Raw genomic sequence first — 24,692 nt, forward strand, 5'->3', positions numbered from 1 at the left:
ACGTCATGGAGCGGCACGCATGAAGATCCTGCAGATGGAACGCCTGACGCGCGCGGCCTTCGCGCCGTTCGGCGACGTGATCGAACTCGACGGCGCGCGTCGTTTTCCGATCAACGGCGGTACCACCGAGCGCTATCACGACCTCGCGCGCGTCGACGTGGTGGAGCAGGGCGGCCGGCCGCTCGTCAGTCTGTTTCGCGCGCAGCCGCGCGCGCTGCCCGTCGAGATCACGATGATGGAGCGGCATCCGCTCGGCAGCCAGGCTTTCATTCCCTTACGCGCGGGCCGATATCTGATGGTGGTCGCGCCGGCCGGCGAGTTCGACGCCGCGCGCATGCGCGCGTTCTGGACCGATGCGTGGCAGGGCGTCAATTACGCCAAAGGGGTCTGGCACCATCCGCTGCTCGCGCTGGATCAGGTCAGCGACTTCATCGTCGTCGATCGCGGCGGCGATGCGCCGAATTGCGACGAATTGCAGTTGGCCGAGCGGTGGCGGCTCGCCTTCGAGCCGAGCGCGGAACTGGTCGGATAGCGGCGATTGCCGCCGCCTGAATAAAAAAGACCCGGCCGATGCCCATCGGCCGGGTCTTTTTTCTGACTTGCCAGGTCGCGTTGGCAGGCGACCCGCGACGCATCAGTGCTTACGATGCGGGCAATTCTCCTTCGTGCACGCCCCATACAGTGCCAGCGCGTGTTCCTGCAGCTTGAAGCCGCGTGCCTTGGCGATGGACTGCTGACGGCTTTCGATTTCGGGGTCGAAAAATTCCTCGACCAGCCCGCAATCGAGGCACACGAGGTGGTCGTGGTGCGACCCCTCGTTCAGTTCGAACACCGCCTTGCCCGATTCGAAATTGCTGCGCGAGAGCAGGCCGGCCTGCTCGAATTGCGTCAACACACGATACACGGTGGCGAGACCGATATCGAGCTCCTCGTGCAGGAGGTTGCGGTACACGTCTTCGGCGGTCAGGTGACGCACCGGGCTATGCTGGAAAATCTCAAGGATTTTGAGGCGCGGAAGGGTCGCCTTGAGCCCGATATTCTTGAGATCGGTTGGATTGGTCATGACAAGGGATCCCTAGAGTACAATGCTGGGCTCTCATAGTAATGTGTTTTGGCGTTCTGGTCATTTTCGATGGAATGAGCGCGGCCCGCAAGCGGGCCCGCACGGTGAGTGAAATGATTTCTAAATCTCAATTGATCTACCGGGGGAGCCGCATGCGGGGTACCTTGATCGCTGTTGCGACTGTCGCGGTTCTTGCCGGATGTTCCACATACGACAGCCTGACCCAGCGCATTGCCCAACGCATTACGCCGTATCGGATTACGGTTGTGCAAGGTAATTTCGTGTCGCAGGAAATGGCCGACCAGATGAAGGTCGGCATGACGCGCGCGCAGGTGCGTCAGTTGCTCGGCACGCCGCTGCTGACCGACATGTTCCACGCGAATCGCTGGGATTACGTGTTCTATTTCAAGCGCGGCTCGACGTCGATCGTGCAGCAGCGTGACTTCGTCGTGTACTTCTCCGGCGACCTCGTGACCCACTGGACGGGCGGCGAGGATCTGCCGACCAATCTCGAATTGCTGGCCGAAATCGACGGTGATCGCCGTGGCCGCCGCCCGAACGCGACGCCGCCGCGCGCGACGAGCGCGGCCGAGGCCGCCAACGCCGTGGCCGCCAACGCCGCCGCCGCTAGCGCGGCCGCCGCCGCGGCACCGGCTACCGTGGATACGACGCGCTCGCCGTCGGTCGAAGGCGCCCAGCAGGCCGCCACGCCGTCCATGGACGCCAACGCGGAAGCCGCCCAGGCGGCCAATCGCGCAACGAGCGCGGTGCCGACGCCGAGCCGCGCGCCGTCCGTGCGGTCGGCCGTGCCGAGGGCGGGCGCCGGCGGGATCCCGACGCAAGGCCCGACGTCCGGCGGTCAGCCGCAGTTCCAGTTCAAGCGTCCGCCGCCGCCCGCTCAGGAGAACGAGAGCAACCCGGTCGGCCCGACGGGCTCGCAAAGCAGCGGCAGCCCGACGTTGAACACTTCGCCGGCGACGCCGGGAACGAGCAACTGATTTGCTCGTCGGTGTTGTGAGGCGGGCTGCGCGCCACATGTGCGGCGCCCGCCAGATGTGTGTTTGTCCGTCACCAGGCGAGGTCGGAAATGCGCCGCTTGGGCCGCATGAATGTGTTGCCGTGGTTGCCGCGGCAGTGGGTCGCCGCAGCGGGCCGTATCGGTCAGTCACCTGAGCGAGCCGTCCCGATCGGCCGCCCCCATTGGCTCCAGCAGCGAGCCGGGCGATTTCGCTCCCTGCCGCCGCATGTCCCTATATCGACCGGGCGCATTCCCCGGCACACTGGTCCGGGCATTCGCCGGGCCGCGTTTGCCGGGCTCCATACCGGTTGACTCTTTTCGAATCCTCATCGTCATGAAAATTGCCATTGCGGGCGCATCGGGCCGAATGGGCCGCATGCTCATCGAAACCGTCCTCAACGACGCCGACGCGACGCTGTCCGGCGCGCTCTGCCGCACGGGCGCTGCGCAGCTTGGCCAGGACGCCGGCGCGTTCCTCGGCAAAGAGACCGGCGTGCTGATGTCCGACGACATCGAGCGTGTGTTCGCCGAATCCGACTACCTGATCGACTTCACGCGTCCCGACGCGACGCTCGCGCATCTCGAAGCCGCGCAGCGCCACGACGTGAAAATGGTGATCGGCACGACCGGCTTCGACAACGCGCAAAAAGCGCAGCTGCGAGCGGCGGCGCGGAAGATCGGCGTCGTGTTCGCGTCGAACATGAGCGTCGGCGTGAACGTCACGCTGAAGCTGCTCGAATACGCGGCGCGGCACTTCTCGACCGGCTACGACATCGAGATCATCGAGGCACATCATCGTCACAAGGTCGACGCGCCGTCCGGCACCGCGCTGACGATGGGCGAAGTGATCGCCAACGCGCTCGGCCGCAACCTCGACGACTGCGCAATCTACGGCCGCGAAGGCGTGACCGGCGAGCGCGATCCGTCGACGATCGGCTTCTCGGCGATTCGCGGCGGCGATATCGTCGGCGATCATACGGTGCTGTTCGCGGGCATCGGCGAGCGCATCGAGATCACGCACAAATCGGCAAGCCGCCTGTCATATGCACAAGGCGCGCTTCGTGCTGTACGCTTCCTCGAAGGCCACGACAACGGCTTCTTCGACATGCAGGACGTGCTCGGCCTGCGTTGAGCGAAGCCCGTTGCGCATAGGCGGAGTAGCGCATCCCGAGCGCGCCCTCCCGAAGTCACTTTCCCAAGGCGAGGTCAGATGGCAGGCAGCAGCGGCATCATCCATTACCTGCAAACGAGCGACGCAATCACGCATGGCGTCGCCTATGTGCTGCTGGCCATGTCGATTGCGAGCTGGTGTTTTCTGATCGTCAAGAGCTGGATTCTGACGCGCGCGAAACGCCAGGCCAACCGGGCGATCGCGCGCTTCTGGCAGGCGCCGACGCTCGCCGAAGGCGTCGCCATCCTGCGCCGCACTGATCGTGAGCGCGTGTTCGCGCCGCTCGCCGAAGCGGCGCTCAATGCGGCCGAGGTCGACATTCCGGGCGCCTTGCTCGCGCGCGTCGAGCGCAGCGAACGGGTGCTGCGCGCGCTGCGCCAGGCGCTCAATGCGTCGCAGCGGCGGCTCGAGTTCGGTCAGGTGCTGCTTGCGTCGGTTGGCAGCACCGCGCCGTTCGTCGGTCTGCTCGGCACCGTATGGGGTATCTATCACGCGCTCGGCAGCATCGCGGCGAGCGGGCAGGCGCAGATCGAGAACGTCGCGGGACCGGTGGGCGAGGCGCTGATCATGACCGCGTTCGGTCTGGTGGTGGCGATTCCGGCGGTGCTCGCGTACAACGTGCTGGGCCGCCTCGTGCGGCAATTGTCCGAGGAGTTGGACGGCTTCGCGCACGATCTGCATGCGTACGTGTGCTCCCCAACCGAGCACGCGCCGACGCCTCCGCGCGCGCAGCAGGCGGCGCGCGAGGCGCACCGCTGACTTGTCACGCGCGGCGGGCTCGGCACATCGCGACCTTCCTCGCACGACACACCGCCCATCGCACGGGCAAGCTCAGACGCAAGGAGGCGACATGGCATTCGGCGGACTCGAGAAGAAGCAGACGGCCGCGCCGATGGCCGAGATCAACATGACGCCGCTGATCGACGTGATGCTGGTGCTGCTGGTGATTTTCATCATTACCGCGCCGCTGTTCTCGCACGCGATCCGGCTCGATCTGCCGAAGGTCGCGGCGGCGCCCGCGCGCCAGACCCCGCAAACCATCTCCCTTTCGATCGACGGCGCCGGCAAGCTCTACTGGAACGGCAAGCCGATCACGCTCGCGCAGATGCGCGCGCAGTTCGCCGAGGCCGGCAAGCGGGCGGATCAGCCGGACATCCAGTTGCGCGCGGAGCGCTCGACGCGCTACGAAGTGATTGCGCAGGTGATGGGCGCCGCGCAGCAGGCGGGGCTCGAGCGGATCGGCTTCGTGACGGACCCGCCGCCGCCCGCCGCGCAGCACTGAGCGCCACCGGGTGCGCACCGCGTTCACCAATCCGGCATACCCAGTCCCGCACCACGCCGCGCGGCGCACCCGTCCGCGAACGGTATAATCAGCCTTTTCCCCGCCGAAGGGGACACGACGCAACGACATTCTGCAGAGCACCGGGCCGGTGCGAAAGCACCGAACCTGGCGATCCCATCACACCATGCACGAAAAATACGTTCCCTCCGACGTCGAAGCCGCCGCGCAAGGACAATGGCGCGCCATCGACGCCTACAAGACGACGGAAACCACCGACAAGCCCAAGTTCTACTGCGTCTCGATGCTGCCGTATCCGTCGGGCAAGCTGCACATGGGGCACGTGCGCAACTACACGATCAACGACGTGATGTACCGCTATCTGCGGATGAACGGCTACAACGTGCTGATGCCGATGGGTTGGGACGCCTTCGGCATGCCGGCGGAGAACGCCGCGATGGCCAACAACGTGCCGCCCGCGCAGTGGACCTACGACAACATCGCTTACATGAAGAAGCAGATGCAGTCGATGGGCCTCGCGATCGACTGGTCGCGCGAAGTCGCGACCTGCAGCCCTGACTACTACAAGTGGAACCAGTGGCTGTTCCTGAAGATGCTCGAAAAGGGCATCGCGTACAAGAAAACCGGCACCGTGAACTGGGATCCGGTCGACCAGACCGTGCTCGCGAACGAGCAGGTGATCGACGGGCGCGGCTGGCGCTCGGGCGCGCTCGTCGAAAAGCGCGAAATCCCGATGTACTACATGCGCATCACGCAGTACGCGGATGAACTGCTGAACGATCTCGAAGGCCTCGGCTGGCCCGAGCGCGTGAAGATCATGCAGCAGAACTGGATCGGCAAGAGCTTCGGCGTGAACTTCGGCTTCCCGTATGAAATCGACGGCGAACAGAAGCTGCTGCGCGTGTTCACGACGCGCGCCGACACGATCATGGGCGTCACGTTCTGCGCGATCGCTGCCGAGCATCCGCTCGCCACGCGTCTCGCGCAAGACAAGCCGGAACTGCAGCCGTTCATCGACGAATGCAAGCGCGGCGGCGTCGCCGAAGCCGACGTCGCGACGATGGAAAAGAAAGGCATGGCCACCGGCTTCTACGTCACGCATCCGCTGACGCAGGCGAAGGTCGAGGTGTGGATCGGCAACTACGTGCTGATGACTTACGGCGAAGGCGCGGTGATGGGCGTGCCGGCGCACGACGAGCGCGACTTCGCGTTCGTGAAGAAGTACGGTCTGCCGGTCAGGCAGGTCGTCGCGGTCGAGGGCAAGGAATTCTCGACCGAAGCGTGGGCGGAGTGGTACGGCGAGAAGACCGGCACGCTGGTGAACAGCGGCAAGTACGACGGCCTCGCCTACGACGAAGCCGTAGACCGCATCGCCGCCGATCTCAAGGAACTGGGCCTCGGCGACAAGCAGATCACGTGGCGTCTGCGTGACTGGGGCGTCTCGCGCCAGCGTTACTGGGGCACGCCGATCCCGATCATCCATTGCCCGAAGTGCGGCGACGTGCCGGTGCCGGAAAAAGACCTGCCGGTCGTGCTGCCGGAAGACCTGGTGCCGGACGGCACGGGCAATCCGCTCGCGAAGTCCGAAGCGTTCCTGAACTGCACGTGCCCGAGCTGCGGCGGCGCGGCAAAGCGCGAAACCGACACGATGGACACCTTCGTCGATTCGTCGTGGTACTTCTACCGCTACGCGTCGCCGGATGCGAAGACGATGGTCGACGAGCGCACCGACTACTGGGCGCCGATGGATCAATACATCGGCGGTATCGAACACGCGATCCTGCACCTGCTGTACTCGCGTTTCTGGGCGAAGGTGATGCGCGACCTCGGTCTCGTGAAGTTCGGCGAACCGGCGAAGAACCTGCTCACGCAGGGCATGGTGCTCAATGAAACCTATTACCGCGAAAACGAAGCGGGCAAGAAGACCTGGTACAACCCGGCGGAAGTGACCGTGTCGTTCGACGACAAGGGCCGCCCGGTCGGCGCGGTGCTCAACGCTGACGGCCAGCCGGTCGTGCTCGGCGGCGTCGAGAAGATGTCGAAGTCGAAGAACAACGGCGTCGACCCGCAGATGCTGATCGATCAGCACGGCGCGGACACCGCGCGTCTGTTCGTGATGTTCGCGGCGCCGCCCGAGCAGCAGCTCGAGTGGTCGGGTTCGGGCGTCGAAGGCGCGAGCCGCTTCCTGCGTCGCGTGTGGAACTTCGGCTATTCGAACGAAGCCGCGCTGCGCGCGGACGGCCAGTTGGACGCCGCACGCTTCAACGACACCGACAAGGCGCTGCGTCGTGAGATCTATAGCGTGCTGAAGCAGGCCGATTTCGACTATCAGCGTCTTCAGTACAACACGGTGGTATCGGCCGCGATGAAGATGCTCAACGCGCTCGACGGCGCGAAGGGCGCGCAGACCGCCGTGCTGCGTGAAACCTACGGTGTGATGCTGCGCGTGCTGTACCCGGTCGTGCCGCACCTGACGTTCCAGCTGTGGCAGGAGCTCGGCTATGCCGACGAATTCGGCCCACTGCTCGACGCGCCGTGGCCGAAGGTCGACGAGAAGGCGCTCGAACAGGCCGAGATCGAACTCGTGCTGCAGGTGAACGGTAAGGTGCGCGGCGCGATCACGGTCGCGAAGGACGCGTCGCGCGAAGCGATCGAGCAACAAGCGGCCGTGCACGAAATGGTAGCGAAATTCAGCGAAGGCAAGGCGCCTAAGAAGATCATCGTGGTACCGGGCCGTCTCGTGAACGTGGTCGTTTGACGTTCCAGGCCCTCATCCGGCAGACGGAGCGCCGCCCGCCCGGCGGCGTTCCTCGGCACCGCGAATCCACTGCGAACCGGGAGCGAATGTGACTCGCAGATCGTTTTTGACGCTCGCTTGCAGCGTAATGATGTTGTCGGCCTGCGGCTTCCAGTTGCGCGGCCAGCAGGACTTCGCGTTCAAGCGCCTCTATGTGGCGGGCGGCTCGCCCGCGGCCATGGCGCGCTTCACGCGCATCGTGCAGGGCGGCAGCGACACCGTGGTGGTCAGCTCGCCCGCCAATGCCGATGCGCTGCTGCAGATCACGCAGAACCGCAACGTCAGCACGCTGACGCTGAATTCGCTGGGTGTCGTCGCCGAGTATCAGCTGAATTTGCAGATGACCTACACGCTGACCGGCAAGGACGGCACCGTGTTGATTCCGGGCAGCGTGATCGCGCTGAACCGCGCGATGACCTATAGCGACCAGTTCTCGCAGGCGAAGGCCGCCGAGTCCGACATCCTGTTCGCCGACATGGAAAACGACGCGGTCGATCAGTTGGTCCGCCGTCTCGGCGTGGTGCGCTCGCTGCATCCGACGCAGGCCGAGGCCGTGCCGGCCATCGTGCCGCGCGCACCGCTGCCGCCGCCGCCGCTGTGAGCATCGCGCCGTTCGTGATTCGTCGAATCTCATTCATCCCGTCAACCGCCAGCCATGCAACTGCGACCTGACGCGCTCGAAGCGCATCTCGCCCGCGGCCTCGCCGGACTGTACGTCGTATACGGCGACGAGCATCTGCTCGCGCAGGAAGCGTGCGATCGCATCCGCGCGGCGGCGCGCGCGGCCGGCTTCACCGACCGCTCGGTGTTCACGGTCGAGCGCGGTTTCGACTGGAGCTCGCTGCTCGGCGCGAGCCAGTCGATGTCGCTGTTCGGCGACCGTCAGCTGGTCGAGTTGCGCATTCCGTCGGGCAAACCCGGTAAGGAAGGCGCCGATGCGCTGAAGGCGCTCGCATCCACCGTCAACGACGACGTGCTGACGATGATTACGCTGCCGCGCCTCGATGCGGCCACGCAAAAGTCGGCATGGTTCACCGCGCTCGCCGACGCCGGCGTCGCGCTGAAGATCGATCCGGTCGAGCGCGCGCAGCTGCCGAACTGGGTCGGGCAGCGGCTCGCGGCCCAAGGTCAGCGCGTCGCAGCCGGCGAGGAGGGGCGGCGTGCGCTCGCGTTCATCGCCGAGCGCGTCGAGGGCAATCTGCTCGCCGCGCATCAGGAAATCCAGAAGCTCGGGCTGCTGTATCCGAACGGCTCGCTGAGCTTCGATCAGGTTCAGGACGCGGTGCTCAACGTCGCGCGCTACGACGTGTTCAAGCTCAACGAGGCGATGCTCGCGGGCGACGTCGGCCGTCTCGCGCGCATGCTCGACGGGCTGCGCGGTGAAGGCGAGGCCGCGGTGCTCGTGCTGTGGGCGGTCGTCGAAGAAGTGCGCACGCTGCTGCGGATCAAGCGCGGCGTCGCGGCCGGCAAGCCGCTCGCGATGCTCACGCGCGAGAACCGCGTGTGGGGTCCGCGCGAACGGCTGGTCGGACCTGCGCTGTCGCGCGTCAGCGAAGCGGCGCTCGAAACGGCACTCGCGCTGGCGGCGCGGCTCGACCGCCAGGTGAAGGGGCTGTCGGGCGGCACGCGGGGTAATCATCGCAACGATCCGCCGCCCGATCCGTGGGACGGCCTGTTCGAACTCGCGATGACGGTGGCGGCGCCGAAACCGTCGGCAGCTTCGCCAGTGCCGCCGCCGCGACCTCGGGTGCCGACTGCGGCGCCAGCGCGGCGGCCAGTCTGAAGCGGCACAGCTGATTCGCGCGAGCGTCGAAGCAGTGGCTGACGCGAGCAATCGTGGACCGACTGCCAGTCGTTCCACACATACAGACCAGCGCGTTTCGCGTGCCACGCGCCGAACGAACCGCATCGGCGAACCTGCGACAGCACAGTGCGCCCGCCGCCCGCGTGCGAGCAAAGCCCCGGTACCCGACTTACAATCGTTTGATCTTTCGCTAATCCTGCCCGACCACCGCATGCCAACGTGCGGGGCATCACGAGAATGACCATGGATATCGACCAGTACATGACCGACCTCGGCCAACGCGCCCGTCAGGCTTCGCGCGCGATGGCGCGGGCGTCGACCGCCGCGAAGAATGCGGCGCTGGCGGCCGTTGCCGAGGCGATCGAGCGCGATGCCGATCTGCTGAAGGCCGCCAATGCGCGCGACGTCGAACGCGCGCGCGGCAAGGGCCACGATGCCGCGTTCATCGACCGGTTGACGCTGTCCGACAAGGCGCTGAAAACGATGGTCGAAGGCCTGCGCCAAGTCGCGGCGCTGGCCGACCCGATCGGCGAGATCAGCAATCTGAAGTACCGGCCGAGCGGCATCCAGGTCGGCCAGATGCGTGTGCCGCTCGGGGTGATCGGCATCATCTACGAATCGCGCCCGAACGTGACGATCGACGCGGCCGCGCTGTGCCTGAAGTCCGGCAACGCGACCATTTTACGCGGCGGCTCGGAAGCGCTCGAATGCAATACCGCGCTCGCGAAACTGATCGGCGAGGGCCTCGAAGCGGCCGGTCTGCCGCAGGACGCGGTGCAGGTGGTCGCGACGTCGGACCGCGCGGCGGTCGGCAAGCTCATCACGATGACCGAGTACGTCGATGTGATCGTGCCGCGCGGCGGCAAGAGCCTGATCGAGCGTTTGATGAACGAAGCGCGCGTGCCGATGATCAAGCACCTCGACGGCATCTGCCACGTTTATGTCGACGATCGCGCGGACCTGCCGAAGGCGCTGAACGTCTGCGACAACGCGAAGACGCACCGCTACGGCACCTGCAACACGATGGAGACGCTGCTGGTCGCGCGCGGCATCGCCGCTGAGGTGCTGCCGCCGCTCGGCAAGCTGTATCGGGGCAAGGACGTCGAGCTGCGCGTCGATGCGGCGGCGCGCGCGGTGCTGGCCGATGCGGGCGTCGGTCCGCTCGTCGATGCGAGCGAGGAAGACTGGCGCACCGAATATCTCGCGCCGGTGCTCGCGATCAAGGTGGTCGACGGCATCGACGCGGCGATCGAGCACATCAACACGTATAGCTCGCAGCACACCGACGCGATCGTCACCGAAGACCACGATCGCGCGATGCGCTTCCTGCGCGAAGTCGATTCGGCGAGCGTGATGGTCAACGCGTCGACGCGTTTCGCGGACGGCTTCGAGTTCGGCCTCGGCGCCGAGATCGGCATTTCGAACGACAAGCTGCACGCGCGCGGCCCGGTCGGCCTCGAAGGGCTGACGTCGCTGAAATACGTCGTGCTGGGTCATGGCGAAGGCCGTCAATAAAGCACGAATCGAAGCGCCACAACAACAAGGACCACAAGGACCCCCGCCGATGCTTTGGGTAAAGACGTTTCACATCGTATTGATTGCCTCCTGGTTTGCCGGCCTGTTCTATCTGCCGCGCATCTTCGTCAATCTGGCGATGGAAACTGAACCCGCCGCGACGGCGCGTCTTCTGCTGATGGCGCGCAAGCTGTTCCGCTTCATGAGCTTCATCGCCGTGCCCGCGATCGCGTGCGGCCTGTGGTTGTGGCTCGTGATCGGCATCGGCAGCGGGCAGGCCTGGATTCACGCGAAGGTCGGCGTGGTCGTGCTCCTCGTCATCTATCACGCGTATTGCGGCGTGCTGTTGCGCAGGTTCGAGCGCGGCGAGAATCGCCGCTCGGACAAGTGGTATCGGATGTTCAACGAGCTGCCGGTGCTCGGTATGCTCGCGGCGGTCGCGCTGGTGGTGATCAAGCCGTTCTGAGCGGCTGACGGCGTTAAGCAGGGCGCTGGAAAAGATCAAAGGGCGGTATGCCGGTTGAATGGCACACCGCCCTTTTGCGTTATCCCGTCGTTCCGCATTCCATCGCAGCGGTTCACCCCTGCGAATCCACCCGCCGCCGGTGGATCACTTCCTTCGTTTGCGCGAGCTTCTCCAGCAGTTCGGGCCCGCGGGTCAGCGCGACGCCGACCGCCAGAATGTCGCCGATCGCCAGATGTGACACGCGCGAGGTCATCGGGGAGAAGATGTCGGTGTCTTCGTCGACGTTCGCAAAGAGGCCGACGGTTGCGAGCCGCGCGAGCGGCGAGTTGCCGTGCGTGATCGCGATCACCTTCGCGCCCGCGTTCAGCGCGGCCTTCGCGGCATCGATGATGTCGCGCGTGCGGCCCGTATTGGAAATCGCGACGACCACGTCCCCAGGTCCGAGTAGCGCGGCCGACATCAGAAACGTATGCGGGTCCGAATACGCGACGCTCGGCATGCCGAGCCGAAAGAACTTGTGCTGCACGTCGAGCGCGGCGATGCCTGAGCCGCCCGCTCCGTAGAACTCGATGCGCTTCGCTTGCGCGAGCATGTCGATCGCCGCGGCGACGCTATCCGACGACAGATTGTTGCGCACCTGAATCAGCGCGCCGATCGTCCGGTCGAGCACCTTCGCGGCGACGCCCGGCGTCGGCTCGTCGGGCCGCACGTCGCGATAGACGGCGGGCACTTCGCTGGCGATGCCCTGCGCGAGACGGATCTTGAATTCGCGAAAGCCGGAGAAACCGAGCGCGTGGCAGAAGCGCGCGATCGTCGGCTGACTCACGCCCGCGCGCGCGGCGACCTCGGTCATCGACAGATCGAGCACCTCGCGCGGCGCCTCGATCACGTAATCGGCCAGCTTGCGCTCGGACGGGCGTAGCTGGTCGCGCATCTCTTCCACCTGGGACAGCATCATCGGAAAACTCGCACTATGCTGAAGAACGTGTGGACTATATCCGATTGGTCGTTGGCGCACAAAAGCTAGGTACAAAAACTACATATCGGTGGGTAAGTGTATTCCCTGGTTTTCTGCTGTAAAGCGCTGAGGTACGCCAGTAGGGTGACTTGGCGATCCGTGCCATGCGGCGCCGCAACAGAGTTCGTCATTGCGATCGTGTAGTTTTTCTACTAAGATGGCGTCGTTCGATAACACAACCCCGCGATACCGACTGGTGTCATGCGTGCGCCTGCCGCCAGCGACGAAGGAGCTCCGATGGTTTCCCCGCATTCGCAATTGTTGAAGGTCACGCAACGCGTGATCGAGCGCAGCAAGCCCACGCGCGAAGCGTATCTGGCCCGCATCGAGCATGCGCAGGGGCGCTTTCCGGCGCGCGGCGCGTTGTCGTGCGCGAACCTCGCTCACGGTTTCGCCGGCCTCGAGGGCAACGACAAGCTCGTGATCAAGCAGATTCGCGAGCCGAATATCGGCATCGTGTCGTCGTACAACGAGATGCTGTCGGCGCACGCGCCGTACAAAAACTACCCGGACATCATCAAGCAGGCCGCGCGCGAAAACGGCGGCGTCGCGCAATTCGCGGGCGGCGTGCCGGCGATGTGCGACGGCGTCACGCAGGGCAACGCGGGCATGGAGCTGTCGCTGTTCTCGCGCGAAGTGATCGCGATGAGCACGGCCGTCGCGCTTACCCACAACATGTTCGACGCGGCGCTGTGCCTCGGCATCTGCGACAAGATCGTGCCGGGCCTGCTGATCGGCGCGCTGCAGTTCGGCCATTTGCCGACCATCTTCGTGCCGGCCGGCCCGATGGCAAGCGGCCTGTCGAACGACGACAAAGCCAGGACGCGTCAGCAGTTCGCGACCGGCCAGTGCGGCCGCGACGCGCTGCTCGAAGCGGAAGCGGCCGCCTATCACAGCCACGGCACCTGCACGTTCTACGGCACCGCGAACAGTAACCAGATGCTGATGGAAGTGATGGGCCTGCATCTGCCGGGCTCGGCCTTCGTGCATCCGCACACGCCGCTGCGCGACGCGCTGACCGCGCAGGCCGCGCGCCGCGTGCTCGATCTGACGGTCGAGCGCGGCCACTACATGCCGATCGGCCATGTGGTCGACGAGAAGGCGATCGTCAACGGCATCGTCGCGCTGCTGGCGACCGGCGGTTCGACCAATCACACGCTGCACCTCGTCGCAATCGCGCGCGCGGCCGGCATCGTGATCGACTGGGACGACTTCGACACGCTGTCGCAGGCGGTACCGCTGCTTGCGAAGATCTATCCGAACGGCAAGGCCGACGTGAACCACTTCCACGCGGCGGGCGGCGTCGCGTTCCTCGTGCGCAATCTGCTCGAAGGCGGTCTGCTGCATGAAGACGTGAACACGGTCGCGGGCAAGGGCCTGAAGCGCTACACCGAGGAGCCGAAGCTGCTCGACGGCAAGCTGCAATGGGTGGCAGGTGTCGAGGCGAGCGCGGACACAGCGGTGCTGCGCGGCATCAAGGAGCCGTTCCAGCCGGACGGCGGCCTGCGTCTGATGCAGGGCAAGCTCGGCCGCGGCGTAATCAAGATTTCGGCGGTCGCGGCTCAGCACCGCAAGGTAAAGGCGCCGGCAATCGTGTTCGATTCGCAGGAAGCGGTGCAGGAAGCGTTCGACAAGGGCGAGCTCAAGCGCGACTTCATCGCGGTGGTGCGCTTCCAGGGCGCACGCGCAAACGGCATGCCCGAGTTGCATCGTTTGACGCCGCTGCTCGGTGTGCTGCAGGATCAGGGTTTCCATGTCGCGCTGGTGACCGATGGCCGTATGTCGGGCGCGTCGGGCAAGGTGCCGGCGGTCATCCATCTGTCGCCGGAAGCGTTGCTGCAAGGCCCGATCGGCAAAGTGCGCACGGGCGACATGCTGGTGATCGACGCCGAAGCGGGCGTGCTCGACATCGAGATCGACGCAGCCGAGTGGGCCGCGCGTCCGAACGCCGAGCCGCTGCATCAGGCGGACAACGAAGTCGGCTTCGGCCGCGAGCTGTTCGGCGTGTTCCGTGCGGCGGCGGCGCCGGCCGAGCAGGGCGCGTCGGTGTTCGGCAAGCTGGTCGGCGAGGGCGGCACGGTCGACGGCCAGCACGGCCACGGCAGCCATCACCAGCACGGCCACGACGGTGACCATCAGCACGGCCATCAACCCAGCGACCATCACACGAGCACCGCGCAAGCCGGCGCGGCGCCGCAGAAACAAGGAGTCTGACTATGACGTCGAAAACAGTAAGCGATATCGTGCGCCTCGGCCCGGTGATTCCGGTGCTCGCGTTCGACACGGTCGAACAGGGCGAACACGTGTCGCGCGCGTTGCACGCGGGCGGCGTGAAGGTGCTCGAAATCACGCTGCGCACGCCGGCGGGCCTCGGCGCGATCGAGCGTGCGTGCGAACTCGCGGACGACATCGTGGTCGGTGTCGGCACGATCACGAAGCCCGAGCATTGCGCCCAGGCGAAGAAGGCGGGCGCGCAGTTCGGCGTGTCGCCGGGTCTGACCAAGGACATGCACAAGGCCGCGCAGGATGTGGGTCTGCCGCTGTTGCCCGGCGTGATGACGCCGTCGGACATCATCCTCGCGCTCGAGCTCGGCTACGAGATCGTCAAGTTCTTCCCCGCACAGCAGGCGGGCGGCGTGCCGATGCTGCAGGCGTTCCACGGCCCGTTCCCGGCGCTGAAGTTCTGCCCGACCGGCGGCATCACGCCGGAAAGCGCGCCGCACTTCCTGTCGCTGCCGAACGTGGTCTGTGTCGGCGGTTCGTGGCTCACGCCGAAGGCCGCGCTCGCCGCGCAGAACTGGGACGAGCTCACGCGCCTCGCGCGCGCCGCGAGCCAGCTGGCGGCACCCGCGCACTAAGCCCCACAACCCAATAACGCATCGGTCAACTGAACCGGGCCCAGGAGTCTCGTCGATACAGCCGCATCAGGCTGTCGCGCCGAGACTCTTTTTTTACTTGATATGCGTGCTGGATTTGCGCGCGCTTTCTGGAAACAAACAGTAAAATTCAGCGTCCGCGCGGCTAGCCGGGTTTTCAGGCATCGCGCAGGTTGCCGTGAGACGAAGTGCCGGCCGCATCCGCACTCTGAAATCAATAAACCAAAGGAGGGGCTTCATGGAATCTGCCCACGGCAGCTTGCTGCTGGTCTACGCATTGATCGCGATCGCGCTGCTGATCTTGATGATCACGCGCTTCAAGGTCTATCCGTTTCTCGTTCTGATCATCGTGTCGTTGCTGCTGGGCCTCGTGGCCGGCATGCCGATGCAGACCATCGTCAAATCGTTCGAAACGGGGAACGGCAACACGCTCGGGCACATTGCCATCGTCGTCGGTCTCGGTACGATGCTCGGCAAGATGATGGCCGAATCGGGCGGCGCCGAGCGCGTCGCGACCACGCTGATCAACTGGTTCGGTGAGAAACACATTCACTGGGCGATGATGGTGGTCGCGATCATCGTCGGCTTGCCGGTGTTCTTCGAAGTCGGCTTCGTGCTGCTGATTCCGATCGCGTTCAACGTCGCCAAGCGCACCAACAAATCGCTGCTGCTGGTCGGCCTGCCGATGGTCGCGGGTCTGTCCGTCGTGCACGGGCTGATTCCGCCGCACCCGGCCGCACTGCTCGCCGTGCAGGCGTATCACGCGGACATCGGCAAGACGATCGCCTACGGTCTGATCGTCGGCGTGCCGTGCGCGATCGTCGCCGGTCCGCTGTTCGCGTTGCTGGTGAGCCGTCATGTCCAGTTGCCGAAGGAAAATCCGCTTGCCGCGCAATTTCTGGGCAGCGACGTGAAGGACGCCAACGGCGTGCAAAGTGGTAACGCCGCGAAGGCCGCTGCACCGAAGCGCGAACTGCCGGGCTTCGGCATCACGCTGGTCACGATCCTGTTGCCGGTGGTCCTGATGCTGGTCGGCAGCTGGGCCGACCTGGTCTTCGAGCCGAAGACGCTGCCGAACGATCTGCTGCGCTTCTTCGGCAACACCGACGTCGCGCTGCTGACGGCCGTGCTGGTCAGCTTCTGGACCTTCGGCGCGAGCCGCGGCTTTAACCGCGAGCAGATTCAGAAGTTCTGCGGAGAATGTCTCGCGCCGATCGCGGGTATTACACTGATCGTCGGTGCGGGCGGCGGTTTTGGCCGCGTACTGATGGATAGCGGAATTTCGAAGGAAATCACCAACGTGGCGACCGCGGTGCATCTGTCGCCGCTGCTGTTCGGCTGGCTCGTCGCGGCGATGATGCGTCTCGCGACCGGCTCGGCCACCGTCGCGATGACGACCGCCTGCGGCATCGTCGCGCCGATCGCGGCGGCGGGCGCGGTGCAGGTGAAGCCGGAACTGATGGTGCTCGCGACCGGCTCGGGCTCGCTGATCTTCTCGCACGTGAACGACGGCGGCTTCTGGCTGATCAAGGAATATTTCGGCATGACGGTGGTGCAGACCTTCAAGACGTGGTCGCTCCTCGAAACCATCATTTCGGTGATGGGGCTGGGCCTGACCTTCGCACTCGCGGCGGTCCTGTAAGGAGTTTCAAATGATTCTGATCGCAATGGGCGTGTCGGGCGCCGGCAAGACGAGGATTGGCGAAATGCTGGCCGAGCGCCTGCATTGCGCGTTCACCGACGGCGACGCGTTCCATAGCGCGGCGAACAAGGAGAAGATGCACCACGGCATTCCGCTCACCGACGAAGACCGCTGGCCGTGGCTGAAGACGATCCGCGCGGCGATCGAGGAAAAGCAGAAAGCGGGCGAGACGGCGGTGTTCACGTGTTCGTCGCTGAAGCGCTCATATCGCGACATTCTGCGTGCCGGCGACAAGGACGTGTGCTTCGTCTACCTGAAGGGTTCGCGCGAGGTGCTCGCGGAGCGTCTCGGGGATCGCACCGGGCATTTCTTCGATCCGTCGCTGCTGCAAAGCCAGCTCGATACGCTCGAGGAGCCCGGTGACGACGAAGCGATCACGGTCAGCATCGATCTGACGCCGGAACAGATCGTCGACGAGGTACTCAGGCAGGTCGAAGCGCGCTGAGTCGTTGATTGCTTCGCGTTCCAGCTTTGAACGCGGGACGAAAAAAAGCCGCTCCTCGGAGCGGCTTTTTTATGCATTGAAGAAGCTGGGCCAGCAGATCAGCCGATCCGCTTCGCCAGTTCGACGGCCCGGCCGATGTACGAGCCGGGCGTCATGGCGAGCAGGCGGTCCTTCGCGTCCTGCGCAATCGCCAGGCCGCCAATGAAGCTCTGCAGCGCCTCGCGCGTGATGCCCTTGCCGCGCGTGAGCTCCTTCAGCTGCTCGTACGGATTCTCGATGCCGTAACGGCGCATCACGGTCTGCACCGGCTCGGCCAGCACTTCCCAGCAGTTGTCGAGGTCTTCGTTCAGACGCTGCGCATTCACTTCGAGCTTGTCGAGGCCGCGGATCAGCGAGTCGTACGCGAGCAGCGAGTAGCCGAACGCGACGCCGATGTTGCGCAGCACCGTCGAGTCGGTCAGGTCGCGCTGCCAGCGCGACACCGGCAGCTTGTCGGCGAGGTGGCGCAACGTGGCGTTCGCGAGGCCGAGGTTGCCTTCCGAGTTTTCGAAGTCGATCGGGTTGACCTTGTGCGGCATCGTCGACGAACCGATTTCGCCGGCCTTCGTGCGCTGCTTGAAGTAGCCGAGCGAGATGTAGCCCCACACGTCGCGGTCCAGATCCAGCAGGATCGTGTTCGCGCGCGAGATCGCGTCGAACAGCTCGGCCATGTAGTCGTGCGGCTCGATCTGGATCGTGTACGGATTGAACGCGAGCTTCAGACGGTTCTCGACGACGTCCTTCGAGAATGCTTCCCAGTCGAACTCCGGATACGCGGACAGGTGCGCGTTGAAGTTGCCGACCGCGCCGTTCATCTTGCCGAGCAGTTCGACCTTCGCGATCCGCTCGATCGCACGCGCGAGCCGCGCGGCGACGTTGGCGATTTCCTTGCCGAGCGTGGTCGGGCTGGCCGGCTGGCCGTGCGTGCGCGACAGCATCGGCTGGGCGGCTTGCGCGTGCGCGAGCGCAACGAGGCGTTGATGCACCGAGCGCAGCGCCGGCAGGATCACGTGTTCGCGCGCGCCGGCGAGCATCAGTCCGTGCGACGTGTTGTTGATGTCTTCCGACGTGCACGCGAAGTGGATGAACTCGCTCGCGCGCTCCAGTTCTTCATGGCCCTTCACCGATTCCTTCAGCCAGTATTCGACGGCCTTCACGTCGTGGTTCGTCACGCGCTCGATTTCCTTGATGCGCGCGGCATCGTGCGCGGTGAAGCGCTCGGCCAGTTGCAGCAGGAATTGCTCGGACGCCTCGGAGAAGCGCGGCACTTCAGCGAAGCCGGCGCGCGACAGCGCGATCAGCCAGTGGATTTCGACCGTCACGCGATTGCGCATGAAGGCGGCTTCCGAGAGCCAGTCGCGCAGGGCTTCGGTTTTGGCGGCGTAGCGGCCGTCGAGCGGGGAAAGCGCGTTCAGCGCGAACAGGGTGTCGGGGCGGGTGTCGGACATGATGAGGACCGGGTTGAAGCGGTTGAGCGCTCAGCGAGCGGGTCGGGAACGGAGGGAACCGTGGATTTTACCACTGTGACGCGATCGGCCCGCCCGGATGCGTCGGTCGCAATCCGCGCCGCTAGAATGCAGGCTTCTTCCCTCTCGACGGCAAGCGCAAGCGCATGGAACTGAAATGGCTCGAAGACTTCATTTCGCTCGCGGAAACGCGTAGCTTCAGCCGCTCGGCCGAGTTGCGCCACATCACGCAGCCGGCTTTCTCGCGCCGCATCCAGGCGCTCGAGGCGTGGCTCGGCACGGAACTGATCGACCGTTCTGTTTATCCGACGCGGCTCACGGCGGCCGGCCAGGTGTTCAACGAGCAGGCGCTCGCGATGCTGTCGCAATTCCACGAGGCGCGCGCGCTGCTGCGCGGCCACACGGCGACGCCGCAGGCGACGATCGAATTCGCGGTCCCCCACACGCTGTCGCTCACTTACTTCCCGCGCTGGCTGCAGCGCATCGAGGCGCAGATGGGCCCGATCCACACGCGGCTGCGCGCGCTGAACGTGCACGACGCGGCGCTCTCGCTGGTGGAAGGCGGCTGCGATCTGATGATGGGCTACCACCATCCGAGCCACCCGGTCGCGCTCGATCCGGCGCGCTACGACATGCTGACGCTCGGCCACGAGCCGATCAGCCCGTTCTCGGCGCCGGCCCGTGCGGGGCGGCCGCGTCACACGCTGCCAGGCTCGGCCGATGCGCCCGCGCCGTATCTGTCGTACACGCCGAACGCGTACCTCGGGCGCATGACCGAGGTGATTCTCGCGAACGCGCCGGAGCGCCTGTACCTTGACCGGCTCTACGAAACCGACATGGCCGAGGGGCTCAAGGCGATGGCGCTCGCTGGTCACGGCATCGCGTTTCTGCCGCATAGCGCGGTCGAAGATGCGGTGGCCGAAGGCCGGCTGATCCGCCTCGATCGCGCGACGCGCGGCACGCCGGAAGGGCAGCTGACGCTCAGCATGGAGATTCGCCTGTATCGCGACAAGCTCGCCGCGAAAAGCGACGACGCGCGCCAGATTCTCGTGCGCCAGTTGTGGGACGTGGTGTCGGAGGAACTCCGGCAGAGCGCCGCCTGAGCCGCGGCATAAAACTCAAACTCGAACCTGCGTCGCGACGACGCGAATTTGCGGCTTTGCGAACGTTATGCAAGAAAGACATAACGGGATAAGGAAACGGCATTGGATTTCGATACGGCGTTTTTCCACAATGCCCGTACTCGATCAAACGCCGGAGCGTTCATGTCATCCCAGCAACAAGCCGCAGAATCGGTACAAGCCGCCTCAACGTTGCAAGCCGTTCCCTCCTACCTCAATAAGGAAGACCTCGGCCCTTGGGGCAACTATCTGCGCCAGGTCGACCGCGTCGCGCCGTATCTCGGTTCGCTGTCCCGCTGGCTCGAAACCCTGAAACGCCCGAAGCGCATTCTCGTCGTCGACGTGCCCATCGAACTCGACAACGGCACGGTCGCGCACTTCGAGGGTTATCGCGTGCAACACAACGTGTCGCGCGGTCCGGGCAAGGGCGGCGTGCGTTATCACCAGGACGTTACGCTATCCGAAGTGATGGCGCTGTCCGCATGGATGTCGGTGAAGAATGCGGCGGTGAACGTGCCGTACGGCGGCGCGAAGGGCGGCATCCGCGTCGATCCGCGCACGCTGTCGCGTGGCGAGCTCGAGCGCGTGACGCGCCGCTACACGAGCGAGATCGGCATCATCATCGGACCGAATACCGACATCCCCGCGCCGGACGTGAACACGAACGAGCAGATCATGGCGTGGATGATGGACACGTACTCGATGAATCAGGGCCAGACGGCCACCGGGGTCGTGACTGGCAAGCCGATCACGCTCGGCGGCTCGCTCGGCCGTCGCGAGGCGACCGGCCGCGGCGTGTTCGTGGTGGGCTGCGAAGCGGCTCGCCGCATCGGCTTCGACATCGAAGGCGCGCGTATCGCGGTGCAGGGCTTCGGCAACGTCGGCGGCATCGCCGCGCGTCTGTTCCAGGAGGCGGGCGCGAAGGTCGTCGCGGTGCAGGACCACACCGGCTCGGTGTACAAGTCCACCGGCATCGACGCGGTCGCGCTGCTCGACTACGTCGCGAAGACGGGCGGCGTCGGCGGTTTCCCCGAAGCGGACGCGATCACCGGTGATGAGTTCTGGACCGTCGAGTCGGACATCCTGATTCCGGCGGCGCTGGAAAATCAGATCACCGAAAAAAACGCCGGCAAGATCAAGACCAGGATCATCGTCGAGGGCGCGAACGGCCCGACCACTACGGCGGCGGACGACATCCTGCACGATCGCGGCATCCTCGTGATTCCGGACGTGGTCGCAAATGCCGGCGGTGTGACAGTGTCATATTTCGAATGGGTCCAGGACTTCTCGAGCTTCTTCTGGACCGAAGACGAGATCAACGAGCGCCTCGAGCGCGTGATGCGCGAAGCGTTCGCGGCGGTGTGGCAGGTGTCGAGCGAGCAGAACGTGTCGGTGCGCACGGCTGCGTTCATCGTCGCGTGTAAGCGGATTTTGCAGGCGCGCGAGATGCGCGGCTTGTATCCCTGATGGACCGTGTCCTATCTTGTTTGAAACGGCGGTGACGCGGCCCGGTATCCGGGCCGGGAGGCGCATACCGTCGAAATTTCGTGCATCAACGCGGTCCACAAGACGGCGTGTTTGACCGGCGGGCGGCATCCTATCGATGCCGCCCGCCTTCTCATATGCGCGAAACGGCCGTGCCACGGCGCCGCGGGCCCATCGCGGCGTGCGCGCAACAGAATGGTTAATAGCGATACTTTCAGAAAAATTACTTTGTTACACTGGCGCCGGTTCTTGCCAAGGAGATCAGGATGAAGATTAAAAAAGCTGCGCTGCTGCTCGCGACTCTCGGACTGTTTACGGTTGGCGCGCATGCGCAAGACTCGGGCACGCTGAAAAAGATCAAGGATACGGGCGTCATTTCGCTGGGCCATCGCGAATCGTCGATCCCGTTCTCCTATTACGACGAAAAGCAGAACGTGATCGGCTACTCGCAGGATTACGCGATGAAGATCGTCGAGGCCGTCAAGCAAAAGCTGAACATGCCGAACCTGAAGGTGAAGCTCGTGCCGGTCACGTCGCAGAACCGCATTCCGCTCGTGCAGAACGGCACGGTCGACATCGAGTGCGGCTCAACCACGAATAACCTCGAGCGTCAGCAGCAGGCTGCCTTCACGAACACGATCTTCGTGATCGGCACGCGCCTGATGACCAAGAAAGATTCCGGCATCAAGGACTTCCCGGACCTGAAGGGCAAGACGGTCGTCACGACCGCCGGCACCACGTCCGAGCGCCTGCTTCGCAAGATGAACCAGGACAAGAACATGGGCATGAACATCATCAGCGCGAAGGATCACGGCGAATCGTTCCTGACGCTGTCGACGGGCCGTGCCGCCGCGTTCATGATGGACGACGCGCTGCTCGCCGGCGAGCGCGCGAAGTCGAGCAACCCGGGCGATTTCGTGATCGTCGGCACGCCGCAATCGCGGGAGGCGTACGGCTGCATGCTGCGCAAGAACGACCCCGACTTCAAGAAGGTCGCCGATGACGCCATCGCGAAGGTGCAAACGTCGGGCGAAGGCGAACAGATCTACAAGCGCTGGTTCGAATCGCCGATCCCGCCGAAGGGCCTGAACCTGAACTTCCCGATGAGCGACGATATGCGTGCGCTGTTCAAGAACCCGAACGACAAGGCAATCGACTAAACCCTAGCTGCTTTTTCGACACTTTCGAAACGCTGAACGGAACGGAAGGGGCCACGCGCTTCTTCCGTTTCTTTTTGCCGGAGTCTTGGTCATGTCATATCACTGGAACTGGGGCATTCTGCTGAGTCCCGTCTCCACGGGCGAGCCCACCACCTATCTGGGCTGGCTGTTCTCGGGGCTGTGGGTGACGGTCACCGTGTCGCTGTCGGCATGGGTGATCGCGCTGATCGTCGGCTCGCTCTTCGGTGTGCTGCGCACGGTGCCCAACAAATGGGCGTCGGGCGTCGGCACCGTCTACGTCGCGATTTTCCGTAACATTCCGCTGATCGTGCAGTTCTTCATCTGGTATCTGGTGATACCGGAGCTGCTGCCCGTGTCGATCGGCAACTGGTTCAAGCAATTGCCGCCGGGCGCGCAGTTCTTCTCGTCGTCGATCGTGTGTCTGGGCCTCTTCACCGCCGCGCGCGTGTGCGAGCAGGTGCGCTCGGGCATCAACGCGTTGCCGCGCGGCCAGCGCGCGGCCGGTCTGGCGGTGGGCTTCACGCAGTGGCAGACGTATCGCTACGTGCTGCTGCCGGTCGCCTACCGCATCATCGTGCCGCCGCTCACCTCCGAGTTTCTGAACATCTTCAAGAACTCCGCGGTTGCCTCGACGATCGGTCTGCTCGATCTGTCCGCGCAGGCGCGCCAGCTCGTCGACTACACGTCGCAAACTTACGAGTCGTTCATCGCGGTCACGGTCGCATACATGCTGATCAATCTGATCGTGATGCAACTGATGCGCTGGGTCGAAGTGAAGGCCCGGCTGCCCGGCTATATCGGAGGAAAGTGATGCATCATTTCGACTGGAGCGGTATTCCGGGCGCGCTGCCTACGCTATGGACCGGCGCGATCATCACGTTCAAGATCACGCTGATCGCGATCGTATTCGGCATCATCTGGGGCACCATTCTCGCGATGTTTCGACTGTCGCCGATCAAGCCGCTCGGATGGTTCGCGCAGGGTTACGTGACGCTCTTCCGTTCGATCCCGCTCGTGATGGTGCTGCTGTGGTTCTTCCTGATCGTGCCGCAGGTGCTGCAAAGCGTGCTCGGTCTGTCGGCCGACATCGACATCCGGCTCGCCTCGGCGATGGTCGCGTTCTCGCTGTTCGAGGCCGCGTATTATTCGGAGATCATCCGCGCCGGCATTCAGGCGGTGCCGCGTGGTCAGGTCAACGCGTCGTTCGCGCTCGGCATGACCTATGGGCAGGCGATGCGCCTGATCGTGCTGCCGCAGGCGTTCCGCGCGATGGTGCCGCTGCTGCTCACGCAGGGTATCGTGCTGTTTCAGGATACGTCGCTCGTCTACGTGATCAGCCTCGCCGACTTCTTCCGCACGGCTACGAATATTGGCGATCGTGACGGCACGAACGTCGAGATGGTACTGTTCGCGGGCGCGTGTTATTTCGTGATCTGCGTGATCGCGTCGAGCCTCGTCAAAGGTCTTCAGAAAAAGGTCGCAAGATGATCTCTATCAAGAATGTTTCGAAGTGGTACGGCCATTTCCAGGTGCTGACCGACTGCACGACGGAAGTCAAAAAGGGCGAAGTGGTCGTGGTGTGCGGGCCGTCCGGTTCGGGCAAGTCCACGCTGATCAAGACCGTCAACGGACTCGAGCCGTTCCAGAAGGGCGAGATCGTCATCAACGGCCAGTCACTGACCGACAAGAAAACCAATCTGTCGAAGCTGCGCTCGAAGGTCGGCATGGTGTTCCAGCACTTCGAACTGTTTCCGCATCTGTCGATCGTGCAGAACCTGACGCTCGCGCAGGTCAAGGTGCTCGGCCGCTCGAACGACGAGGCGACCGCGAAGGCCCTGAAGCTGCTCGATCGCGTCGGTCTGCGCGCACATGCGGACAAGTATCCGGGGCAGCTGTCCGGTGGTCAGCAGCAGCGCGTGGCGATTGCGCGTGCGCTCTCCATGGACCCGATCGCGATGCTGTTCGACGAGCCGACCTCGGCGCTCGATCCGGAGATGATCAACGAAGTGCTCGACGTGATGGTCGAACTCGCGCAGGAAGGCATGACGATGATGTGCGTGACGCACGAAATGGGCTTCGCGAAGAAGGTCGCGCATCGCGTGATTTTCATGGACAAGGGTTTGATCGTCGAAGACGACCGCAAGGAAGACTTCTTCGCGAATCCGAAGTCGGATCGCGCGAAGGATTTTCTCGCGAAGATTCTGCACTGAGGGTGGGTGCGCAGG

General features: G+C 64.6%; 23 protein-coding genes. 20 read left to right on the forward strand and 3 right to left on the reverse strand.

Going from position 1 to position 24,692, the window contains the following annotated elements; translation table 11 throughout:
• Positions 1-19: 19 nt before the first annotated feature.
• Positions 20-532: an ureidoglycolate lyase gene (locus OKW30_RS21135; protein WP_184066767.1), complete on the forward strand. Its 513-nt coding sequence runs from the start codon at positions 20-22 to the stop codon at positions 530-532.
• Between the two features lie 102 nt (positions 533-634).
• Here OKW30_RS21135 and fur read toward each other — a convergent pair whose 3' ends face one another.
• Positions 635-1,063 carry a ferric iron uptake transcriptional regulator gene (gene fur / locus OKW30_RS21140; protein WP_013090534.1) on the reverse strand — a complete coding sequence of 143 codons (429 nt, stop codon included), beginning with the start codon at positions 1,061-1,063 and terminating at the stop codon, positions 635-637.
• Between the two features lie 152 nt (positions 1,064-1,215).
• On the opposite strand from fur, the gene OKW30_RS21145 reads away from it, so the two are divergent.
• The 9 genes from OKW30_RS21145 (at position 1,216) to OKW30_RS21185 (ending at position 11,134) form a co-directional block, all read left to right on the forward strand.
• Positions 1,216-2,061, forward strand: a complete 846-nt coding sequence (locus tag OKW30_RS21145; protein ID WP_429347773.1) for an outer membrane protein assembly factor BamE — start codon at positions 1,216-1,218, stop codon at positions 2,059-2,061.
• A 354-nt stretch (positions 2,062-2,415) separates the two neighbouring features.
• On the forward strand, positions 2,416-3,213 hold the full coding sequence (gene dapB / locus OKW30_RS21150) for a 4-hydroxy-tetrahydrodipicolinate reductase (protein ID WP_184066764.1): 798 nt from the start codon (positions 2,416-2,418) through the stop codon (positions 3,211-3,213).
• A gap of 78 nt (positions 3,214-3,291) precedes the next feature.
• Entirely contained in the window at positions 3,292-4,011 is a 720-nt protein-coding gene (locus tag OKW30_RS21155; RefSeq protein WP_184058458.1) for a MotA/TolQ/ExbB proton channel family protein, read from the forward strand.
• A 91-nt stretch (positions 4,012-4,102) separates the two neighbouring features.
• Entirely contained in the window at positions 4,103-4,534 is a 432-nt protein-coding gene (locus OKW30_RS21160; RefSeq protein WP_018421805.1) for an ExbD/TolR family protein, read from the forward strand.
• Between the two features lie 184 nt (positions 4,535-4,718).
• A complete protein-coding gene (gene leuS / locus OKW30_RS21165) occupies positions 4,719-7,310 on the forward strand; it encodes a leucine--tRNA ligase (protein ID WP_429347497.1) in 2,592 nt (863 codons plus the stop codon).
• Positions 7,311-7,398: 88 nt separating this feature from the next.
• A complete protein-coding gene (gene lptE, locus OKW30_RS21170) occupies positions 7,399-7,950 on the forward strand; it encodes an LPS assembly lipoprotein LptE (RefSeq protein ID WP_184066755.1) in 552 nt (183 codons plus the stop codon).
• Positions 7,951-8,004: 54 nt separating this feature from the next.
• Positions 8,005-9,132: a DNA polymerase III subunit delta gene (gene holA, locus OKW30_RS21175; protein ID WP_429347498.1), complete on the forward strand. Its 1,128-nt coding sequence runs from the start codon at positions 8,005-8,007 to the stop codon at positions 9,130-9,132.
• 264 nt (positions 9,133-9,396) lie between these two features.
• Positions 9,397-10,668: a glutamate-5-semialdehyde dehydrogenase gene (locus tag OKW30_RS21180; RefSeq protein ID WP_184066749.1), complete on the forward strand. Its 1,272-nt coding sequence runs from the start codon at positions 9,397-9,399 to the stop codon at positions 10,666-10,668.
• Between the two features lie 49 nt (positions 10,669-10,717).
• Positions 10,718-11,134 (forward strand): CopD family protein, encoded by a 417-nt coding sequence (locus tag OKW30_RS21185; protein WP_184066746.1) that lies wholly within the window; start codon positions 10,718-10,720, stop codon positions 11,132-11,134.
• A 112-nt stretch (positions 11,135-11,246) separates the two neighbouring features.
• On the opposite strand, the gene OKW30_RS21190 is transcribed toward OKW30_RS21185, so the two are convergent.
• Positions 11,247-12,092, reverse strand: coding sequence for a MurR/RpiR family transcriptional regulator (locus tag OKW30_RS21190; protein WP_184066743.1), 846 nt, complete (start codon positions 12,090-12,092; stop codon positions 11,247-11,249).
• Between the two features lie 297 nt (positions 12,093-12,389).
• Between OKW30_RS21190 and edd the strand changes: the two genes are divergently transcribed.
• From edd to OKW30_RS21210, 4 genes are all read left to right on the forward strand, one after another.
• Positions 12,390-14,366, forward strand: coding sequence for a phosphogluconate dehydratase (gene edd, locus OKW30_RS21195; RefSeq protein WP_429347499.1), 1,977 nt, complete (start codon positions 12,390-12,392; stop codon positions 14,364-14,366).
• 2 nt (positions 14,367-14,368) lie between these two features.
• The gene (eda, locus tag OKW30_RS21200; protein ID WP_090801837.1) at positions 14,369-15,010 is read left to right on the forward strand and encodes a bifunctional 4-hydroxy-2-oxoglutarate aldolase/2-dehydro-3-deoxy-phosphogluconate aldolase; all 642 of its coding nucleotides are present in this window, start codon (positions 14,369-14,371) and stop codon (positions 15,008-15,010) included.
• A gap of 256 nt (positions 15,011-15,266) precedes the next feature.
• Complete coding sequence (locus OKW30_RS21205; RefSeq protein WP_184066737.1) at positions 15,267-16,670, forward strand: gluconate:H+ symporter; 1,404 nt, start codon at positions 15,267-15,269, stop codon at positions 16,668-16,670.
• 10 nt (positions 16,671-16,680) lie between these two features.
• Positions 16,681-17,175, forward strand: coding sequence for a gluconokinase (locus tag OKW30_RS21210; protein WP_090801834.1), 495 nt, complete (start codon positions 16,681-16,683; stop codon positions 17,173-17,175).
• A 98-nt stretch (positions 17,176-17,273) separates the two neighbouring features.
• Here OKW30_RS21210 and purB read toward each other — a convergent pair whose 3' ends face one another.
• On the reverse strand, positions 17,274-18,662 hold the full coding sequence (gene purB, locus OKW30_RS21215; protein WP_429347500.1) for an adenylosuccinate lyase: 1,389 nt from the start codon (positions 18,660-18,662) through the stop codon (positions 17,274-17,276).
• Positions 18,663-18,826: 164 nt separating this feature from the next.
• Here purB and OKW30_RS21220 point away from each other — a divergent pair, with 164 nt between their 5' ends.
• The 6 genes from OKW30_RS21220 (at position 18,827) to OKW30_RS21245 (ending at position 24,677) form a co-directional block, all read left to right on the forward strand.
• Positions 18,827-19,783 (forward strand): LysR family transcriptional regulator, encoded by a 957-nt coding sequence (locus OKW30_RS21220; RefSeq protein WP_187628205.1) that lies wholly within the window; start codon positions 18,827-18,829, stop codon positions 19,781-19,783.
• A gap of 162 nt (positions 19,784-19,945) precedes the next feature.
• On the forward strand, positions 19,946-21,268 hold the full coding sequence (locus OKW30_RS21225) for a Glu/Leu/Phe/Val family dehydrogenase (protein WP_184022933.1): 1,323 nt from the start codon (positions 19,946-19,948) through the stop codon (positions 21,266-21,268).
• A 284-nt stretch (positions 21,269-21,552) separates the two neighbouring features.
• Entirely contained in the window at positions 21,553-22,446 is an 894-nt protein-coding gene (locus tag OKW30_RS21230; RefSeq protein ID WP_090801828.1) for a glutamate/aspartate ABC transporter substrate-binding protein, read from the forward strand.
• Positions 22,447-22,537: 91 nt separating this feature from the next.
• Positions 22,538-23,278, forward strand: coding sequence for an amino acid ABC transporter permease (locus OKW30_RS21235; RefSeq protein ID WP_184066728.1), 741 nt, complete (start codon positions 22,538-22,540; stop codon positions 23,276-23,278).
• Entirely contained in the window at positions 23,278-23,955 is a 678-nt protein-coding gene (gene gltK, locus OKW30_RS21240; protein WP_184022936.1) for a glutamate/aspartate ABC transporter permease GltK, read from the forward strand. Before OKW30_RS21235 ends, gltK begins: the two co-directional genes overlap by 1 nt.
• Positions 23,952-24,677 carry an amino acid ABC transporter ATP-binding protein gene (locus OKW30_RS21245; RefSeq protein ID WP_090801826.1) on the forward strand — a complete coding sequence of 242 codons (726 nt, stop codon included), beginning with the start codon at positions 23,952-23,954 and terminating at the stop codon, positions 24,675-24,677. The genes gltK and OKW30_RS21245 overlap by 4 nt, the downstream gene beginning before the upstream one ends.
• The last annotated feature ends 15 nt before the right edge of the window (positions 24,678-24,692 follow it).

Origin of the sequence: Paraburkholderia sp. Clong3 (assembly GCF_050436485.1) — a bacterium.
GTDB classification, from domain to species: domain Bacteria; phylum Pseudomonadota; class Gammaproteobacteria; order Burkholderiales; family Burkholderiaceae; genus Paraburkholderia; species Paraburkholderia tuberum.

Coding starts and splice junctions, on each gene's coding strand:
- OKW30_RS21135 (WP_184066767.1), top strand. CDS start 20: ATGAAGATCCTGCAGATGGAACGCCTGACGCGCGCGGCCTTCGCGCCG.
- fur (WP_013090534.1), bottom strand. CDS start 1,063: ATGACCAATCCAACCGATCTCAAGAATATCGGGCTCAAGGCGACCCTT.
- OKW30_RS21145 (WP_429347773.1), top strand. CDS start 1,216: ATGCGGGGTACCTTGATCGCTGTTGCGACTGTCGCGGTTCTTGCCGGA.
- dapB (WP_184066764.1), top strand. CDS start 2,416: ATGAAAATTGCCATTGCGGGCGCATCGGGCCGAATGGGCCGCATGCTC.
- OKW30_RS21155 (WP_184058458.1), top strand. CDS start 3,292: ATGGCAGGCAGCAGCGGCATCATCCATTACCTGCAAACGAGCGACGCA.
- OKW30_RS21160 (WP_018421805.1), top strand. CDS start 4,103: ATGGCATTCGGCGGACTCGAGAAGAAGCAGACGGCCGCGCCGATGGCC.
- leuS (WP_429347497.1), top strand. CDS start 4,719: ATGCACGAAAAATACGTTCCCTCCGACGTCGAAGCCGCCGCGCAAGGA.
- holA (WP_429347498.1), top strand. CDS start 8,005: ATGCAACTGCGACCTGACGCGCTCGAAGCGCATCTCGCCCGCGGCCTC.
- OKW30_RS21180 (WP_184066749.1), top strand. CDS start 9,397: ATGGATATCGACCAGTACATGACCGACCTCGGCCAACGCGCCCGTCAG.
- OKW30_RS21185 (WP_184066746.1), top strand. CDS start 10,718: ATGCTTTGGGTAAAGACGTTTCACATCGTATTGATTGCCTCCTGGTTT.
- OKW30_RS21190 (WP_184066743.1), bottom strand. CDS start 12,092: ATGATGCTGTCCCAGGTGGAAGAGATGCGCGACCAGCTACGCCCGTCC.
- edd (WP_429347499.1), top strand. CDS start 12,390: ATGGTTTCCCCGCATTCGCAATTGTTGAAGGTCACGCAACGCGTGATC.
- eda (WP_090801837.1), top strand. CDS start 14,369: ATGACGTCGAAAACAGTAAGCGATATCGTGCGCCTCGGCCCGGTGATT.
- OKW30_RS21205 (WP_184066737.1), top strand. CDS start 15,267: ATGGAATCTGCCCACGGCAGCTTGCTGCTGGTCTACGCATTGATCGCG.
- OKW30_RS21210 (WP_090801834.1), top strand. CDS start 16,681: ATGATTCTGATCGCAATGGGCGTGTCGGGCGCCGGCAAGACGAGGATT.
- purB (WP_429347500.1), bottom strand. CDS start 18,662: ATGTCCGACACCCGCCCCGACACCCTGTTCGCGCTGAACGCGCTTTCC.
- OKW30_RS21220 (WP_187628205.1), top strand. CDS start 18,827: ATGGAACTGAAATGGCTCGAAGACTTCATTTCGCTCGCGGAAACGCGT.
- OKW30_RS21225 (WP_184022933.1), top strand. CDS start 19,946: ATGTCATCCCAGCAACAAGCCGCAGAATCGGTACAAGCCGCCTCAACG.
- OKW30_RS21230 (WP_090801828.1), top strand. CDS start 21,553: ATGAAGATTAAAAAAGCTGCGCTGCTGCTCGCGACTCTCGGACTGTTT.
- OKW30_RS21235 (WP_184066728.1), top strand. CDS start 22,538: ATGTCATATCACTGGAACTGGGGCATTCTGCTGAGTCCCGTCTCCACG.
- gltK (WP_184022936.1), top strand. CDS start 23,278: ATGCATCATTTCGACTGGAGCGGTATTCCGGGCGCGCTGCCTACGCTA.
- OKW30_RS21245 (WP_090801826.1), top strand. CDS start 23,952: ATGATCTCTATCAAGAATGTTTCGAAGTGGTACGGCCATTTCCAGGTG.